The sequence below is a fragment of the Janthinobacterium sp. 67 genome, from assembly GCF_002797895.1.
Taxonomy (GTDB): Bacteria; Pseudomonadota; Gammaproteobacteria; order Burkholderiales; family Burkholderiaceae_D; genus Janthinobacterium.
In genome coordinates, this window is record NZ_PGES01000001.1 from 1,224,439 (window position 1) to 1,240,429 (window position 15,991).

Below are 15,991 nucleotides of genomic sequence, written 5' to 3' on the forward strand. Positions count from 1 at the left end.
ATTAAAAATATGGCTCTAGTATAGATTGCTGCAAGTCGTTACGCTGCCATATCCTCATCATTTGAAAGTACCCCATGTCCGAAGCCCTGCGTTTGCGCTGCGTATTTGCCTTCCTGATGTCGCTGCTCATGACCCTGCTGATGAGCGCCTGGGTCACCTGGTTCAATATCGGCCTGCAGGCGGACTTCCTGCCCCGCTGGCGCCATGCCTTCTTTGCCGCCTGGCCCGTGGCCTTCTGCGCCGTGATGCTGTTCGCCCCCCGCGTGCAGCTGATGAGCCGCAGCATCGTGGCCCGGCTCGCCAGCCGTGCTTGACCGGTAGTCGTCCACCGGCGATACCACTCGGTCACTCCCGCCCACGGCCGCCCTGATCCGGGCTATGCTATGGCCGTCCTTGTTTTTACTGCGGAGTGTCCATGCTCGATCACGTTTCGCTCACCGTCAGCGACCTGGAGCGCGCCGAGCGCTTCTACGATGCCATCTTTGCCGCGCTGGGCGTGCCCAAGGTCGGCAGCGACCATGCCAACGCCTGGATAGGCTACGGCGAGCGCAGCGATGCGGATCACCCTGAGCGCAGCTATTTTTCCGTGCGCCTGGGTCCCGCGCCCGACGACGCGCCGCGCCGCCACTGCTGCTTCAAGGCGTCCTCGCGCGCGGCCGTGAAAGCGTTCTGGCACGCGGGACTGGCGCACGGCGGCATCGACCTGGGCGCGCCCGGCCTGCGCCACTATCACGCCAGCTATTACGCGGCCTTCCTGTTCGATCCGGACGGCAACCGCATCGAAGCCGTCTGTCATCGCGCCGAAGCGGCCTGACAGGACGGGAAATACGGTTCTGTTCGGCATTTCCACTTCACGACGATTTGCCTATAATGGCTGGCAAGCCATACCGGTCCCCGGTCCCTGCACCAAGAAGGAGATTCATGCATCATCTATTCGTCGGCCGCCCCGCGCGCACCATGCTCCTCTCCAGCGCCGGCTTGCTGCTGGCCGGCTGTTTTTCCGGCTGCTCCCTGCTGCCATCCACCCCGGCCACGCCAGGCGTGCCCGCCACGGCCGCCCTGCCCGACGCCAGCATCGCCTACACCCTGAGCGGCCATGGCGGCTTGCCCGTGGTCTTCCAGTCGGCCATGGGCGATGGCAAGGACGTGTGGGCCAAGGTCGTGCCCGAAGTGGCGAAACAGCACCGCGTGCTCGTCTACGACCGTCCCGGCTACGGCGACAGCCAGAAAACCACCACGCCGCGCGACCCCTGCACCATCGCCGCCCAGCAGCGTGCCCTGCTGGCGCAGGCGGGCCTGAAGCCGCCGTACGTGCTCGTCGGCCATGGCTTGGGCGGGCTGTACCAGTATGTGTATGCCAGGCTGTACCCGCAGGACGTGGCCGGTCTCGTCCTGCTCGATCCCACGCACCCGCAGCAGTGGAACCGTCTGCAGACGGACGCGTCCACCTACGCCATGCTCGTCAAAACGCGGCGCAAACTGATGTTCAACAGTACGGAATCGGCCGAATTCGATGCCCAGACGCAGTGCCTGCAACACGTCGACATGAGCAGCCCGCTGCGCGTGCCCGCCATGCTGCTGGTGCGCGACAAGTTCGGCATCGAGGAAATGGGTTCGTTCGAGAACGTGGTGCGGGCCCAGGAAAAGGATTGGCAGCGCCTGTCCGGCGCGCCAGCCATCGAGCGCATCACGGGCGCCGGCTATTACATCCAGAAGGACAACCCCGTCATCGTCAACGAGGCTGTCAAGATGGTGGCGAAGAAGAAGTAGTACGTATCGCGGGCATTTAACCCCAGCAGCAAAATCCGGGGTCGGACCCTGAGGGTCCGACCCCGGTCTCTGCCGTTGGGTTTTCTAGCTATTAAAGCCCTTGCCCTCGCCCGCCAGCTTCACCAGCAGCGGCGCCGGCGTCCACGCCTCGCCGTGGCGGCCTTTGGCGTAGCCGGCAATCGTGCCCTCCACGTTCGGCAAGCCGACCGTGTCCGCGTAGAACATGGGGCCGCCGCGGAACAGCGGGAAGCCGTAGCCGGTCAAATACACCATGTCGATGTCCGAGGCGCGCAAGGCGATGCCCTCTTCCAGGATGCGCGCGCCTTCGTTGACGAGTGCATACACGAGCCGTTCGACGATTTCCTGGTCGCTGATCTTGCGCCGCGCCACGCCGATATCGGCGGAGTGCTCGATAATCATGGCATTGACCTGCTCCGACGGATAGGCCTTGCGGTCGCCCGGCTTGTAGTCGTACCAGCCGGCGCCCGTCTTCTGGCCATAACGCCCCAGTTCGCACAGCAGGTCGGCCGTCTTCGAATACGTGACGTCCGGCTTTTCCACGTAGCGGCGCTTGCGGATGGCCCAGCCGATGTCGTTGCCGGCCAGGTCGCCCATGCGGAACGGGCCCATGGCGAAGCCGAATTTCTCCACCGCCTTGTCGACCTGTTCCGGCAGACAGCCTTCTTCCAGCAGGAAACCGGCTTGGCGGCTGTATTGCTCGATCATGCGGTTGCCGATGAAGCCGTCGCACACGCCCGAGACGACGCCGGTCTTCTTGAGCTTTTTCGACAGGGCCAGCGCCGTGGCCAGCACGTCCTTGCCCGTTTCCTTGCCGCGGACGATTTCCAGCAGCTTCATGACGTTCGCGGGGCTGAAGAAATGCGTGCCGATCACATCTTGCGGCCGTTGGGTGAACGCGGCGATCTTGTCCAGGTCCAACGTGGACGTGTTCGACGCAAGGATGGCACCCGGCTTCATGACGGCATCGAGCTGCCTGAACACGGTTTCCTTGACGCCCAGCTCTTCGAAGACGGCTTCGATGACGATGTCGGCTTGCGCGATATCCGCATAGGCTAACGTGCCGCTGACCAGGGCGATGCGCTGCTCGGCCTTCTCTTGCGTCAGCTTGCCCTTCTTGACCGTGTTCTCGTAATTCTTGCGGATGGTGGCCAGGCCCTTGTCCAGCGCTTCCTGCTTCGTTTCCAGCAGCATCACGGGGATGCCCGCGTTGGCGAAGTTCATGGCGATGCCGCCACCCATGGTGCCGGCGCCGACGATGGCCGCGCTGGCGATCGTACGCACGGGCGTGTCGGATGGCACGTCGGGCACCTTGCTGGCGACACGTTCGGCAAAGAAGGCGTGGCGCAGGGCTTTCGATTCAGGCGACTGCACCAGCTGCATGAACAGTTCGCGCTCGTACTTCAAGCCCTCGTCGAATTTCATCGTCACGGCGGCCGCCACGGCATCGACGCATTTGAGCGGCGCGGGGAACGGGCCGGACATGGCTTTTACGGTATTGCGCGAAAATTGCAAAAACGCTTCATGGTTCGGGTAATCGACCTTGCGCTCGCGCACTTTCGGCAGCGGACGCACGTCGGCCACTTTCGTCGCGAAAGCGACGGCGGCAGCCAGCAAGTCGGCGCCCGGCGCGATGACTTCATCGAACAGGGCCGTGCCGGCCAGTTTTTCGGATACGACGGGCGTGCCCGAGACGATCATGTTCAAGGCCATTTCCAGGCCCAGTACCCGGGGCAGGCGCTGCGTGCCGCCCGCGCCCGGCAAGATGCCGAGTTTGACTTCCGGCAAGGCCATCTGCGCGCCCGGCGCGGCCACGCGGTAGTTGCAACCGAGCGCCAGCTCCAGGCCGCCGCCCATGCAGACGCTGTGGATGGCCGCCACCACGGGCTTGGTCGATTGTTCGACGGCATTGATCAGGGTGTGCAGGGTCGGTTCCGTGAGCGCCTTGGGCGAATTGAATTCCTTGATGTCGGCGCCGCCCGAGAAGGCCTTGCCGGCGCCCGTGATGACGATGGCTTTCACGGCATCGTCGGCCAGCGCCTGGCGGATACCGGCCACGGCGGCCGTGCGCGTCGCCAGGCCCAGGCCATTGACGGGAGGGTTGGCCAGGGTAATGACGGCAACGGTGCCGTTCACTTGATATTCAGCACTCATGTCTCTTCCTTATTGGTTTTTGCTCAGCGATGAGGTGGTTGCAAGGGATGAAGCTTTACTATACCGCATAAAAGAACGCTCGTATTATTTTTATCGTTCGCGTGCTCGGCTACGCGGCCGCCAGCATGGTACGCCATGGTACAACATCATTTGCGGAAAGATTCTGCTGCAAGCGCCAAGCTTTAGTAGAAGCTATCACTTGGATATTCATTTAAATAATAAAACAACAATAATAATAACAACGTTTTATTATTTAAAAGAATGGGTTTGTTATATGCCGACATGGGGCAATTACGACAGTTTTTACATTATTTATTCCCGCCCCTTGTTTTTCGTCAGACGCTGGGGAATAATAAAATTATTGATTCAAATCAATACTCTACAATTTATCCATCTACTATAAGGCAAATCGCAGGGCAAACTCTGGCGGTCATTGATCGCGCACATTCTCACCGATTATCACCAAATGCTGGCGATGCAATAACATCGCCGCCTTAATCCCTGCCTTAAACCGATAGCAGAAAAAATAATAACAGCAGCCTTATTGCCCCCCATTCCTCTTCTCACCCCGAAGGAAATACTATGGACGCAGCCAGCCATGTCAGCCACTCGCAGGATCTGGACTTACAAGCGATAAATACTGCATTGAACCGTGTCCAGGCCGTCATCGAATTCGAACTCGACGGCACCATCCTGCATGCGAACGACAATTTCCTGCGCGTCGTCGGCTATAGCCTGGCCGAAGTACAAGGCAAGCACCATGCCATCTTCTGCGACCCCGAGTATGTCAAAACGGCCGAATACGCCAACTTCTGGGCCAAGCTGGCGCGGGGCGAATTCGACCAGGGCGAATACAAGCGCCGCGCCAGGGATGGCCGCGAAGTGTGGATCAACGCTTCCTACAACCCCATCCTCGACGCGGACGGCAAGCCGTATAAAGTCATCAAGTTCGCCACCGACATCACGGCCGGCAAGCGCCGCAATGCCGATTACGAAGGCAAAATCGACGCCATCAGCAAGACCCAGGCCGTGATCGAGTTTCAGCTCGACGGCACCATCATCCGCGCCAACGACAACTTCCTCAAGTCCGTCGGCTACACGCTCGACGAGATCGAAGGCAAGCACCACCGCATGTTTTGCGAACCCGAGTACGCCAGGAGCGAGCAATACACGCAGTTCTGGCAAAAGCTGGGCCGTGGCGAGTTCGACGCGGGCGAATACAAGCGCATGACCAAGGATGGCCGCGAAATCTGGCTCAATGCCTCGTACAACCCGATTTTGGACGCGGAAGGCCGGCCCTTCAAAGTGGTCAAGTTCGCCAGCGACATCACGGCCCTGAAAAAGCGCAATGCCGAATACGAAGGCAAGGTCAGCGCCATCGGCAAGGCGCAGGCCGTGATCGAATTCGACATGCAGGGCAAGGTGCTGGACGCGAACGACAATTTCCTCGCCGTCATGGACTACGACTTGAGCGATATCCAGGACGAGCACCACCGCATGTTCTGCGAGCCCGAGTATGCTGGCAGCGCCGAGTACAAGAAATTCTGGCAAAAGCTCAACCGGGGCGAATTCGACGCGGGCCGCTACAAACGCCTGGGCAACCATGGCAAGGTGGTGTGGATACAGGCTACCTACAACCCCATCCTGGATCTGAACGGCAAGCCCTACAAAGTGGTCAAGTTCGCCATCGACATTACGGACCAGGTGAACCTGGAAAACAGCATCCAGGCCAAGGCATCCAGCGACAGCCGCAAGGTCGATGCCCTGCTCGACTCGGTGGCGCGCGCGGCGCAAGGGGACCTGACCTGCAATATCGTGCCCGAAGGCGGCGAGCCGATCGACTTGCTGGCCGGCGGCATCAGCAAGATGATCGTCGACTTGCGCGGCGTGATCGGCAATGTGGTATCGGCGGCCAACGGCTTTGCCGACGCGTCGAACGCCATCGCCGAACGGGCTTCGGGCGTGGCCGTGGGCACGCAGGCGCTGGGCGCCACGGTGGAAGAAATGAACGCGTCCATCGACGGCCTGACCTTTTCCATCAATTCCATCGCGGAAAACACCTCGAATGCCGATTCGCTGGCGAAAGCCACGCAGCAGGAGGCGGAAGCAGGCGCGCGCGCCGTCGCCAAGTCGATCGAGGCGATGGACTTGATCAACCGCTCGTCGGAAGACATCGGCGAAATCGTCAAGGTCATCAGCGAGATCGCCAACCAGACGAATATGCTGGCCTTCAACGCGGCCATCGAGGCGGCGCGCGCGGGCGAGCACGGCCTGGGCTTTTCCGTCGTCGCCGACGAGGTGCGCAAGCTGGCCGAGCGCTCCTCGCAGGCAACCAAGGAAATTTCCAAGCTGATCAACGAATCCGTCAAGCGCGTGTCGACGGGCAGCGAGATTTCGCGCCAGGCCAGCGACGCCTTCGACAAGATCGTCTCGGGCGTGGCGAAGACCACCGTGGCCATCTCCGATATCTCGAAGGCGGCCAACGAGCAGCTGCTGACGGCGCGCGAAGTGTCGACGGCGATCCAGTACATCGCCGAGGAAACGGAAAAATCGGCCGCCAATTGCGACAGCATCGCCCGCTCGACGGATGGCTTGAACGAGCGAGCTGGCAGCCTGAACCAGACTGTCTCCGGCTTCGTGGTGTAAGCGATGAGCCACGCGGCCACCTTGACGCCCGAGGTGCTGACGACCCTGATCGCGCTGGTGCGCCAGCATACGGGCATCGCCATGACGGCGCGCAAGAGCATCCTGCTGGAACGGCGTTTGCAGCCACGGCTGCAGGCGCTGTCCCTGCACAGCTACCAGGCTTACCTGGAGCGCGTGGCCAGCGACCGCGATGAGGTACCCCATTTCATCGACCTGGTGACCACCAACGACACCCTGTTCTTCCGCACGCCGCAGGTCTGGGATTACTTCCGCGACCGCTACCTGCCCGCCTGGGCCCGCGCCCATCCGGGCGATTGCCTGGCCATCTGGTCGGCGGCGGCCGCCAGCGGCGAGGAGCTGTATTCGATCGCCATGCTGTGCGAGCAATTCAAGCTGCAAACGCCGTCTTTCCGCTACCAGATCCTGGCCAGCGACATTTCGCAGCAGATCCTGGGCGCGGCGCGCGCGGGCCAGTACAGCGGGCGCTCCGTCGAGCGCATCCGCTTGTCGCACCCGGACTTGCTGCGCAAATATTTCACGCCCGCGCCGTCTGGCGTCCAGGTCAACGAGGAATTGCGGCAACACGTCAGCTTTGCCCAGCATAATTTGCTCGAAGCGCTGCGTCCGGCGCGGCAGTTCGACCTGGTCTTCCTGCGCAATGTGCTCATTTATTTCGACGCCGAGCACCAGGAAACCGTGCTGCGCCAGGCGCGCCTGAGCCTCAAGGATGAAGGCCGGCTGATCCTGGGCGAATCGGAAACCATCGCCCGCCTCGGTACCGGCTACCAATTCGAGTTTCCCATGATTTACAAGGCGGGTACCGCATGAGCATCATCATCGACCATGGCCTGCCGCCGCACCATGTCGGCATGGGCCAACTGAGCGTGGGCACGCATGGCGAGCAGCTGCAAGCCTTGCTCGGCTCCTGCATCGGCATCGGCTTCATCTGGAAGAATGGCCCATGCTGCGGCCTGGCCCACTGTTTGTTGCCGGAAGCGCCCGGTGCCGACAACGCCCTTGGCGCTCGCTATGTGAGCCAGGCCGTGCCTTCGCTGCTGCGCCTGATGGGCGTGCGCCAGGCCGATTACGCCGATATCGACGTGGTGCTGGCGGGCGGCGCCAGCATGTTTGGTCCGCGCAACGGCCGGCTGCAGATAGGTCGCCAAAACGCGGAAGCGGCGCAAAAATACCTGGACCAGTGCGGCTTGCATGTCAGCTTTTGCGCGCTGGGCGGCCGCCACGGGCGCCAGTTGCTGATCGATTGCGCCAGCCGCAGCTACGCCGTCACCGATGTGGTGACACAACCCGAATTGATTCCACGCAAGGAAGGCGCATATGGATATGCATGAAGCGACGGGCTTGCAAGCGCAGGCCAGCGGCGACACGGCCAACGAACTGTTCGGCTCCTTCCACCTGGGAGACGATGAATTCGCCCTGCCCGCCAGCTGCATCCGCGAAGTGGTGAACTACCCCGCGAAAGTCACGGCCCTGCCCCTGTCGCCCGCGTATCTGGAAGGCATGTTCACCTTGCGCGGCAGCGTCATTCCGGTGGTCAACCTGGGCCGCTTGTTCCGCGCCGATGCGCCGCGCGCCGTGGCCACGGACAAGATCGCCATCCTCGATTTCCAGCAAGTGCTGATCGGCATCGTCTTCCAGGATACGGGCGAAATCCTGCGCGTGCCCGCCAGTGCCCGCAGCGCCCTGCAATATGCGGCCGGCGACAGCCACGCCGTGATCGCCGGCACCATCCTGCTCGAAGGCGGCGCGCGCCTGCTGCAGGTACTCGACCCGCACGCCCTGCTGCGTATTGAAAACGTGCCCCATGTGCTGGCCCTGCAGGCGACGGGCGCCAAGCTGAGCACGGCCCGCTACCACGCGCAAAGCGAACGCCGCCAGTGCGTCAGCTTCCACGCGGCAGGCGCCACGTTTGCCTTTGAAATGCTGGCCATTCAGGAAATCATCCGGGTGCCGGAACTGCACAGCTCCCTGCTGAACAGCGAGCTGTGCCTGGGGCGCATGCATTTTCGCGGCAGCCAGGTGGCCGTCGTCGACTTCGGCGCCCTGCTGCAGGCGCCCGCGTCCGGCACGGCGGCGACAGGCGACCAGCGCATCATCGTCGTGCGCCTTGAGGACACGACCGTGGGCTTCCTCGTCGACTCCGTCGACAGCATCGTGCATTTCTTTGGCGACGAGGTGCTGCCGATTCCCCTGCTGAGCAAGGCACGCGCCGCCATGTTTGCCGGCTGCATCACGAAAGAGGGCCTGGGCGACATCATTTTCCTCGACCACAAGGGCATCCTGTCACAGGCCGAGATCGTCGAGATGCGCGACGGCCACGCGCGTCTGTATCCGGCCGATGCAGAAGCGAACACGGCCGCCACGCGCAAGGCGCAGCGCCGCGTCTACATCACGTTCACCGTAGAAACCCGCTTCGCCGTGGAAATCGGGCAAGTGCGTGAAATCATCGATTTCAGCGGCGCCATCACGACGCCGCCCGGCATGCCGGCCTGCATGCGCGGCTTGCTCAACCTGCGCCAGCAAATGATCAGCATCATCGATTTGCGCCAGTTGTACGCGATGCCCCCCATGGCAGATGCGAACACCGGCAAGATTCTGATCGTGGAACGGGGTACCGAGCGCTATGGCTTTCTCGTCGATCACGTCGACAACATCATGACCATCTCCGACAGCCAGCGCTTCGCGGCGCCGCAAATCATCCGCACGGGAGAGCATGAGGACTTGCGCAGCGAAATGGATGAGATGATCGACATCGGCACGGATGCGCAGCGCCAGACCCTGTCCGTCTTCCAGTGCGACCATCTGCTGGAAAAACTGGGGGCGGCGCTGCCGCAGGCGGCGTAGCGCTACATGCCGGGCAACTGATGCCCCTTGAACTGCTCGCGCAGCTTGTTCTTCTGGATCTTGCCCGTGGCGCCCATGGGCAAGGCATCGATGAAGAGCACGTCGTCGGGCGTCCACCACTTGGCGATCTTGCCTTCAAAAAATTGCAATAACGCTTCGCGCGTGACCGCCATGCCGGGACGCAGCACGACGACGAGCACGGGGCGCTCGTCCCATTTCGGGTGGAACACGCCGATGCAGGCCGCCTGCAGCACGGCCGGGTGGGCCATGGCCAGGTTTTCCAGGTCGATCGTGCCGATCCACTCGCCGCCCGACTTGATCACGTCCTTGCTGCGGTCCGTGATCTGCATGTAGCCGTCCGCGTCGATGGTGGCCACGTCGCCTGTGGGGAACCAGCCGTCCTGCAGCACGTCGCCGCCCTCGTTCTTATAGTACGAAGAAATGATCCACGGCCCTTTCACCAGCAGATGGCCGTAGGCCACGCCATCCCACGGCAATTCCTTGCCGTCGTCGTCGACGATCTTCATGTCCACGCCGTAGATCGCATGGCCCTGCTTTTGCAGGATCTTGCGCTGCGCCTCTTTCGGCAAGTCCAGGTGCCGGGTCTGCAAGCCGCCCGTCGTGCCCAGCGGCGACATTTCCGTCATGCCCCAGGCGTGGATGACTTCCACGTCGAACTGGTCGATCAGGGTATCCATCATGGCTGGCGGGCACGCCGCGCCGCCGATCACGGTGCGGCGGAAGGTGGAAAATTTCAGATTGTTTTGCACGGCATGATTGAGCAGGCCCAGCCAGACGGTGGGTACGCCGGCCGAGAACGTCACTTTTTCCGCCTCGAACAGTTCGTACAGCGACTTGCCGTCCAGCGCCGCGCCGGGAAACACCATGCGCGCGCCGGACAGGGGCACGGAATACGGCAAGCCCCAGGCATTCACGTGGAACATGGGCACGACGGGCAAGACCGTGTCGGAGGCGCGCACGTTCAGGGCGCTGGGCATGGCCGACGCATATGCGTGCAGCACGGTCGAGCGGTGCGAATACAGGGCGCCCTTGGGATTGCCCGTCGTGCCCGACGTGTAGCACAGGGTGGCGGCCGCGTTCTCGTCGAACAGGGGCCAGGCGTAATCGTCGGCATGCGTGGCGATCAAGTCTTCATAGCACAGCAGATCGGGAATGGTGCTGCTGGCGGGCATGCGTTCGCGGTCGCACATCAGCACGAAGTGGCGCACGAAGGTGCAGTCGGCGGCGATTTTCTCGACCACGGGCAAAAAGGTCAAATCGAACAATAAAACCTGGTCTTCCGCGTGATTCGAGATATAGGCGATCTGGTCGGGAAACAAACGCGGGTTGATCGTGTGCAGCACGGCGCCCGAGCCGGACACGGCGTAATACGCTTCCAGATGCCGATAACCGTTCCAGGCCAGGGTGGCGACGCGGTCGCCCATGCCGACACCGAGGCCGTGCAAGGCGTTCGCCAGGCGCCGCGCGCGCTGGTGGCAATCGCGGTAGGTGTAGCGGTGCATATCGCCTTCCACGCGCCGCGAAATGATTTCGCTGCCCCCATAATGACGCGCTGCAAACTCGATAATGGTGGAAATCAGCAGGGGCTGATTCATCATCTGGCCCATCACTGGACTCAAGGGAAATGCCGACATCGTCTCTCCTGGGGTGGATACTGGCTTATTGTTGGAATTCAAAGACTTTCTTTAGTTTCGTACGGTCGTGCGGAAATCGTCAACGCATTTCGATATTGCGATGCAGCATGGAATTTTCGATTCCGTTTCTTGCTGTGCGAACACCCGCCAGCGCGCCCGCCACACGCCTTGGCGCTGTGCGGTAAAATCGCATTCCAGGCTGGCGCACTTGCCGCCATATCTACTTTGAATGGAATTGCCATCACCGCTCATACCTTACCACTGGATAACGCCTTTGCGGCCTTGCCGCCCGCTTTCTATACGCGCTTGATGCCCACGCCCCTGCCCGCCCCGTATTTCGTGGCCGCCAGCGCGCCAGCCGCAGTCCTCATCGGCCTCGATGCGGCGCGCCTGGCCGAGCCCGACTATGTGGCGCTGCTGAGCGGCAATGCCGTGGCAGAGCGCTCGCAACCGTTGTCGGCCGTGTATTCGGGCCACCAGTTCGGCGTCTGGGCCGGCCAGCTGGGCGACGGCCGCGCCATCCTGCTGGGCAATATCGCCACAGCCGATGGTCCGATGGAGCTGCAGCTGAAAGGCGCGGGCGCCACGCCGTATTCGCGCATGGGCGACGGCCGCGCCGTGCTGCGCTCGTCCATCCGTGAATTCCTGTGCTCGGAAGCGATGGCGGCGCTGGGCATCCCCACGTCGCGCGCGCTGTCCATCATGGGTTCGCAGCAAGGCATCATGCGCGAAACCGTGGAGACGGCGGCCGTCGTGACGCGCATGGCGCCCACTTTCGTGCGTTTCGGCTCGTTCGAGCACTGGTTTTACCGCAAGCAGCCGGACGAGCTGAAAATCCTGGCCGACTACGTCATCGACGGCTTCTACCCCCACTTGCGCGCCGCAGCAAATCCATACCAGGCCCTGCTGGCCGAGGTGTGCGTGCGCACGGCGCACATGATTGCGCAGTGGCAAGCCGTCGGCTTCATGCATGGCGTCATGAATACGGACAATATGTCGATTCTGGGCCTGACGCTCGATTACGGCCCCTACGGCTTCATGGAAGCGTTCGACGCCGAGCACATCTGCAACCATACGGACCAGCAGGGCCGCTATTCCTATGCCAACCAGCCGCAGGTGGGCCACTGGAACTGCTATGCGCTGGGCCAGGCCCTGCTGCCCCTGATCGGGGAGGTCAGCGAAGCGCAGGCGGCGCTGGACAGTTACCAGCCGGCCTTTGCGGAGAAGATGAATGCCTTGCTGCGCGCCAAGCTGGGCTTGCGCGCAGTGCAAGACGAGGACACGGCGCTGTTCGACAGCATGTTTGCGCTGATGGAAGCCAATCACGTGGATTTCACGAGCTTTTTCCGCGCCCTGTCGACGCTGCAAGTGGCCGCGCCCGAGCACGACACCATGCTGCGCGACATGTTCATCGACCGCCCCGCCTTCGATACGTGGGCGGCACAATACCGCGCGCGCCTGCGGCAGGAGCACAGCGTCGATGCCGAACGGCAAGCGGCCATGAACCAGGTCAACCCGAAATACGTGCTGCGCAATTACCTGGCGCAAGTGGCCATCGAAAAAGCCCAGCAGCAGGACTACACGGAAGTGGCGACATTGCTGGCAGTTTTGCAAAAGCCATTTGACGAACAGCCCGAACACCAGCACTATGCGGCCCTGCCGCCCGACTGGGCCAGCCACCTTGAAGTCAGTTGCTCATCCTGAGGAGTCATTATGACCACGAATAAAGTCAAGAAAACCGACGCCGAATGGCGCGCCATGCTCGACTCGATGCAATACGAAGTCACGCGCCACGCGGCCACGGAACGGGCCTTCACGGGCAAGTTCTGGGATCACCATGAACATGGCGTCTACACCTGCGTCTGCTGCAACACGCCCCTGTTCGCTTCGGACACCAAGTTCGACTCGGGCTGCGGCTGGCCCAGCTATTTCCAGGCCCTCGACCCGGCCAACGTGACGGAGATTGTCGACCGCAGCCACGGCATGGTGCGCACGGAAATTATCTGCGCCGTCTGCGACGCCCACCTGGGCCACGTCTTCCCGGACGGCCCGCCGCCGACCGGCTTGCGCTATTGCATCAATTCGGCATCGCTGCGCTTCGATCCCCAGCCTTGATGCTGGCAATGGCTTGGGACATTGCTCCTAAGCCATTCCTAAGATGAATGTAACAAGACCCGTGTAAAGTCTCGCCATGAAATTTCTATTCGACATATTCCCCCTGCTCGCCTTCTTCGCCGCCTTCAAACTGGGCGGCATGTATGAAGCGGCCACGCACGATTTCGTGCAGCAATATCTGTCCGGCTTCGTGTCAGGCGGCCTGATCAAGGCCGACCAGGCGCCGTGGATACTTGCCACCCTCGTCGGCATCGTCGCCACGGCTTGCCAAGTCAGCTATCTGCTGCTGCGCGGACGCAAGGTCGACGGCATGCTGTGGCTGTCGCTGTTCATCTTTGTCGTGTTTGGCGGCGCCAGCATTTACCTGCATGACGATTTCTTCCTGAAATGGAAGCCGACCCTGATCTACTGGCTGTCCGGCCTGGCCCTCCTGATCGCCCACGTGGGTTTCAAGAAAAACCTGATCCGCAAGACCATGGAAGCGCAAGTGCAATTGCCCGATGCCGTGTGGAACCAGTTGCTGGCCGCGTGGATCATCTTCTTTGGCGCCATCGGCGCGCTGAACCTGTTCGTGGCCTTCGTGCTGTACAAGGGCGACATGGCTGCCTGGGTCAGTTTCAAAGCGTTTGGCGCGACGGGCATCTTCTTTGCCTTCATCGTGGCGCAAACCCTGTTCCTGGCCAAACATATCAAGGAAGACGCATGATGACGAACGACACGACAACGCGCATGGAACGCATTCGTACCCGCCTGGAAACGGCACTTTCCCCTCTGGAATGCGTGCTGGAAGACGACTCGGCGCGCCACCGGGGCCATGCGGGCGCCGCCTCGGGCGGAGGCCATTACAATCTGCGGATTATTTCTAGTCAATTTGAGGGGCTCAGGCTCGTCATGCGTCATCGACTGGTGTATGATTCCGTGCACGATATGATGCATAATGAGATACATGCATTGGCGATTGTGGCCCTGGCGCCATCCGAAGTAGTGTAAGGATGGCGTTTTGGCGTACCCGAGCCATGTTGTCAATTTCTTTCCATGCGTTTTTTACGAAACTTTCCCTAACAGGATTTAATAATGACTTTTAAGCCAGCCCGCTTGCTGATCGCACTACTCGCCGTTGTCGCGGTACCTGTTTTTGCGCAAAATGTTGCCGTCGTCAATGGCAAGCCTATCCCATCGTCGCGCGTTGATGCAGTCGTCAAGCAAGTCGTCGCCCAAGGCCAGCAACCGGATTCGCCGCAACTGCGCGAAATGATCAAGAAAGACTTGATCGGCCGTGAAGTGCTGATGCAAGAAGCGGAAAACAAAGGTTTCGGTAAAGATGCAGCAGTCAAGCAGCAAATCGAGAATGCACGCCAGGCCATCGTCATCAACGCCCTGGTCGGCGACTACCTGAAAAAGAACCCGGTCAACGACGCTGAAATCAAGGCCGAATACGACCGTTTCGTGGCCCAGACCGGCGACAAGGAATACCACGTGCGCCACATCCTGGTCGGCACCGAAGCGGAAGCGAAAGACATCATCGCCAAGCTGAAAGGCGGCGCCAAGTTCGAAGACCTGGCCAAGCAATCGAAAGATACCGGTTCGGCCGACAACGGCGGCGATCTGGACTGGGCAGCCCCATCGTCGTTCCCGAAAGTGTTCTCGGACGCCTTCGTGAAACTGCAAAAAGGCCAGGTCACCGACACCCCGGTGCAAACGCCTAACGGTTTCCACGTGATCAAGCTGGACGACACCCGCGCGGCAAAACTGCCGACCCTGGAAGAAGTCAAGCCACAGATCGCCGAAGCGCTGCAGCAAAAGAAACTGCAAGCGTATCAGGAAGAAATGATCAAAAAAGCGAAAGTTCAGTAAGAACTGACCTCCCCGGCGCCCTTTTCGGCGCCGGTCGTGTATTCTGCGCCTGAATGCGCACTGCGCGACAGTCGCGCATATCGATTTTTAGTATATTTATTAGGAATGAACATGATTTTGAAGCCAGCCCGCCTGATCTTAGCCCTGGTCGCCGTCGTAGCGATCCCTGCGTTCGCGCAAAACGTCGCCACCGTGAATGGCAAGGCCATCCCATCGTCGCGCGTCGACCAGGTCGTCAAGCAAGTCGTCGCCCAAGGCAAGCAAGCCGATTCGCCGCAATTGCGCGAAGCCATCAAGAAAGACCTGATCGGCCGCGAAGTGCTGATCCAGGAAGCCGACAAGCAAGGCTACGGCACGCGTCCGGAAGTCAAGTCGCAGATCGACAATGCCCGTCAAAGCATCATCATCAACGCCCTGCTGGCCGACTACGTCAAGAAGAACCCCGTCAAGGATGCTGAAATCAAGGCCGAGTACGACAAGTTCAAGGCACAAGCGGGCGACAAGGAATACCATGCACGCCACATCCTGGTCGCCACCGAAGCGGAAGCGAAAGACATCATCGCCAAGCTGAAAGGCGGCGCCAAGTTCGAAGAACTGGCCAAAGTATCGAAAGACGGTTCCGCAGCCAATGGCGGCGACCTGGATTGGGCTAGCCCTGCTTCGTACGTGAAACCGTTCTCCGACGCCATGGTTGCCCTGAAACCAGGCCAGGTCACGCAAACGCCGGTGCAATCGCAATTCGGCTTCCACGTGATCAAGCTGGAAGAAACCCGTCCGACGAAACTGCCGGCACTGGAAGAAGTCAAGGGCCAGGTAGCCGAGTCGCTGCAACAGAAGAAACTCGCCGCCTACCGCGATGAGTTGATGAAAAAAGCCAAAATCCAATAAGAATACCCGATCAAACCTACTGCGCGTCG

Annotated in this window: 16 protein-coding genes; 14 read left to right on the forward strand and 2 right to left on the reverse strand. The window is 61.2% G+C overall.

Going from position 1 to position 15,991, the window contains the following annotated elements; genetic code table 11:
- The first annotated feature begins 74 nt into the window (after positions 1 to 74).
- The 3 genes from CLU90_RS05495 to CLU90_RS05505 all read left to right on the forward strand — a co-directional run bounded on the left by CLU90_RS05495 (position 75) and on the right by CLU90_RS05505 (position 1,770).
- Positions 75 to 314, forward strand: a complete 240-nt coding sequence (locus CLU90_RS05495) for a DUF2798 domain-containing protein (protein WP_100427391.1) — start codon at positions 75 to 77, stop codon at positions 312 to 314.
- 101 nt (positions 315 to 415) lie between these two features.
- Complete coding sequence (locus CLU90_RS05500; protein WP_100427392.1) at positions 416 to 814, forward strand: VOC family protein; 399 nt, start codon at positions 416 to 418, stop codon at positions 812 to 814.
- A gap of 107 nt (positions 815 to 921) precedes the next feature.
- Complete coding sequence (locus CLU90_RS05505) at positions 922 to 1,770, forward strand: alpha/beta fold hydrolase (protein WP_157808745.1); 849 nt, start codon at positions 922 to 924, stop codon at positions 1,768 to 1,770.
- 84 nt (positions 1,771 to 1,854) lie between these two features.
- Here CLU90_RS05505 and CLU90_RS05510 read toward each other — a convergent pair whose 3' ends face one another.
- Positions 1,855 to 3,942: a 3-hydroxyacyl-CoA dehydrogenase NAD-binding domain-containing protein gene (locus tag CLU90_RS05510; RefSeq protein ID WP_100427393.1), complete on the reverse strand. Its 2,088-nt coding sequence runs from the start codon at positions 3,940 to 3,942 to the stop codon at positions 1,855 to 1,857.
- Here CLU90_RS05510 and CLU90_RS29140 point away from each other — a divergent pair.
- The 5 genes from CLU90_RS29140 to CLU90_RS05530 all read left to right on the forward strand — a co-directional run bounded on the left by CLU90_RS29140 (position 3,941) and on the right by CLU90_RS05530 (position 9,450).
- A complete protein-coding gene (locus tag CLU90_RS29140) occupies positions 3,941 to 4,345 on the forward strand; it encodes a hypothetical protein (protein ID WP_139178111.1) in 405 nt (134 codons plus the stop codon). The genes CLU90_RS05510 and CLU90_RS29140 overlap by 2 nt on opposite strands.
- A gap of 179 nt (positions 4,346 to 4,524) precedes the next feature.
- Positions 4,525 to 6,588, forward strand: coding sequence for a methyl-accepting chemotaxis protein (locus CLU90_RS05515; RefSeq protein ID WP_100427394.1), 2,064 nt, complete (start codon positions 4,525 to 4,527; stop codon positions 6,586 to 6,588).
- Between the two features lie 3 nt (positions 6,589 to 6,591).
- Positions 6,592 to 7,416 (forward strand): CheR family methyltransferase, encoded by an 825-nt coding sequence (locus CLU90_RS05520; RefSeq protein WP_092708641.1) that lies wholly within the window; start codon positions 6,592 to 6,594, stop codon positions 7,414 to 7,416.
- Positions 7,413 to 7,937, forward strand: coding sequence for a chemotaxis protein CheD (locus tag CLU90_RS05525; protein ID WP_092708644.1), 525 nt, complete (start codon positions 7,413 to 7,415; stop codon positions 7,935 to 7,937). The genes CLU90_RS05520 and CLU90_RS05525 overlap by 4 nt, the downstream gene beginning before the upstream one ends.
- Positions 7,924 to 9,450 (forward strand): chemotaxis protein CheW, encoded by a 1,527-nt coding sequence (locus CLU90_RS05530; RefSeq protein WP_232731087.1) that lies wholly within the window; start codon positions 7,924 to 7,926, stop codon positions 9,448 to 9,450. The genes CLU90_RS05525 and CLU90_RS05530 overlap by 14 nt, the downstream gene beginning before the upstream one ends.
- Positions 9,451 to 9,452: 2 nt before the next feature.
- On the opposite strand, the gene CLU90_RS05535 is transcribed toward CLU90_RS05530, so the two are convergent.
- Positions 9,453 to 11,105, reverse strand: coding sequence for a 3-(methylthio)propionyl-CoA ligase (locus tag CLU90_RS05535; RefSeq protein ID WP_100427395.1), 1,653 nt, complete (start codon positions 11,103 to 11,105; stop codon positions 9,453 to 9,455).
- A gap of 186 nt (positions 11,106 to 11,291) precedes the next feature.
- Here CLU90_RS05535 and CLU90_RS05540 point away from each other — a divergent pair, with 186 nt between their 5' ends.
- The 6 genes from CLU90_RS05540 to CLU90_RS05565 all read left to right on the forward strand — a co-directional run bounded on the left by CLU90_RS05540 (position 11,292) and on the right by CLU90_RS05565 (position 15,962).
- The gene (locus CLU90_RS05540; RefSeq protein ID WP_442906731.1) at positions 11,292 to 12,809 is read left to right on the forward strand and encodes a protein adenylyltransferase SelO; all 1,518 of its coding nucleotides are present in this window, start codon (positions 11,292 to 11,294) and stop codon (positions 12,807 to 12,809) included.
- A 9-nt stretch (positions 12,810 to 12,818) separates the two neighbouring features.
- Complete coding sequence (msrB, locus tag CLU90_RS05545; protein WP_092708650.1) at positions 12,819 to 13,220, forward strand: peptide-methionine (R)-S-oxide reductase MsrB; 402 nt, start codon at positions 12,819 to 12,821, stop codon at positions 13,218 to 13,220.
- Between the two features lie 76 nt (positions 13,221 to 13,296).
- Positions 13,297 to 13,926, forward strand: coding sequence for a septation protein A (locus CLU90_RS05550; protein ID WP_100427396.1), 630 nt, complete (start codon positions 13,297 to 13,299; stop codon positions 13,924 to 13,926).
- Complete coding sequence (locus tag CLU90_RS05555; RefSeq protein ID WP_035819127.1) at positions 13,923 to 14,210, forward strand: BolA family protein; 288 nt, start codon at positions 13,923 to 13,925, stop codon at positions 14,208 to 14,210. Before CLU90_RS05550 ends, CLU90_RS05555 begins: the two co-directional genes overlap by 4 nt.
- Positions 14,211 to 14,294: 84 nt before the next feature.
- Positions 14,295 to 15,074, forward strand: coding sequence for a peptidylprolyl isomerase (locus CLU90_RS05560; RefSeq protein WP_070218374.1), 780 nt, complete (start codon positions 14,295 to 14,297; stop codon positions 15,072 to 15,074).
- A gap of 111 nt (positions 15,075 to 15,185) precedes the next feature.
- Positions 15,186 to 15,962, forward strand: a complete 777-nt coding sequence (locus CLU90_RS05565; protein WP_034756072.1) for a peptidylprolyl isomerase — start codon at positions 15,186 to 15,188, stop codon at positions 15,960 to 15,962.
- Positions 15,963 to 15,991 lie beyond the last annotated feature (29 nt).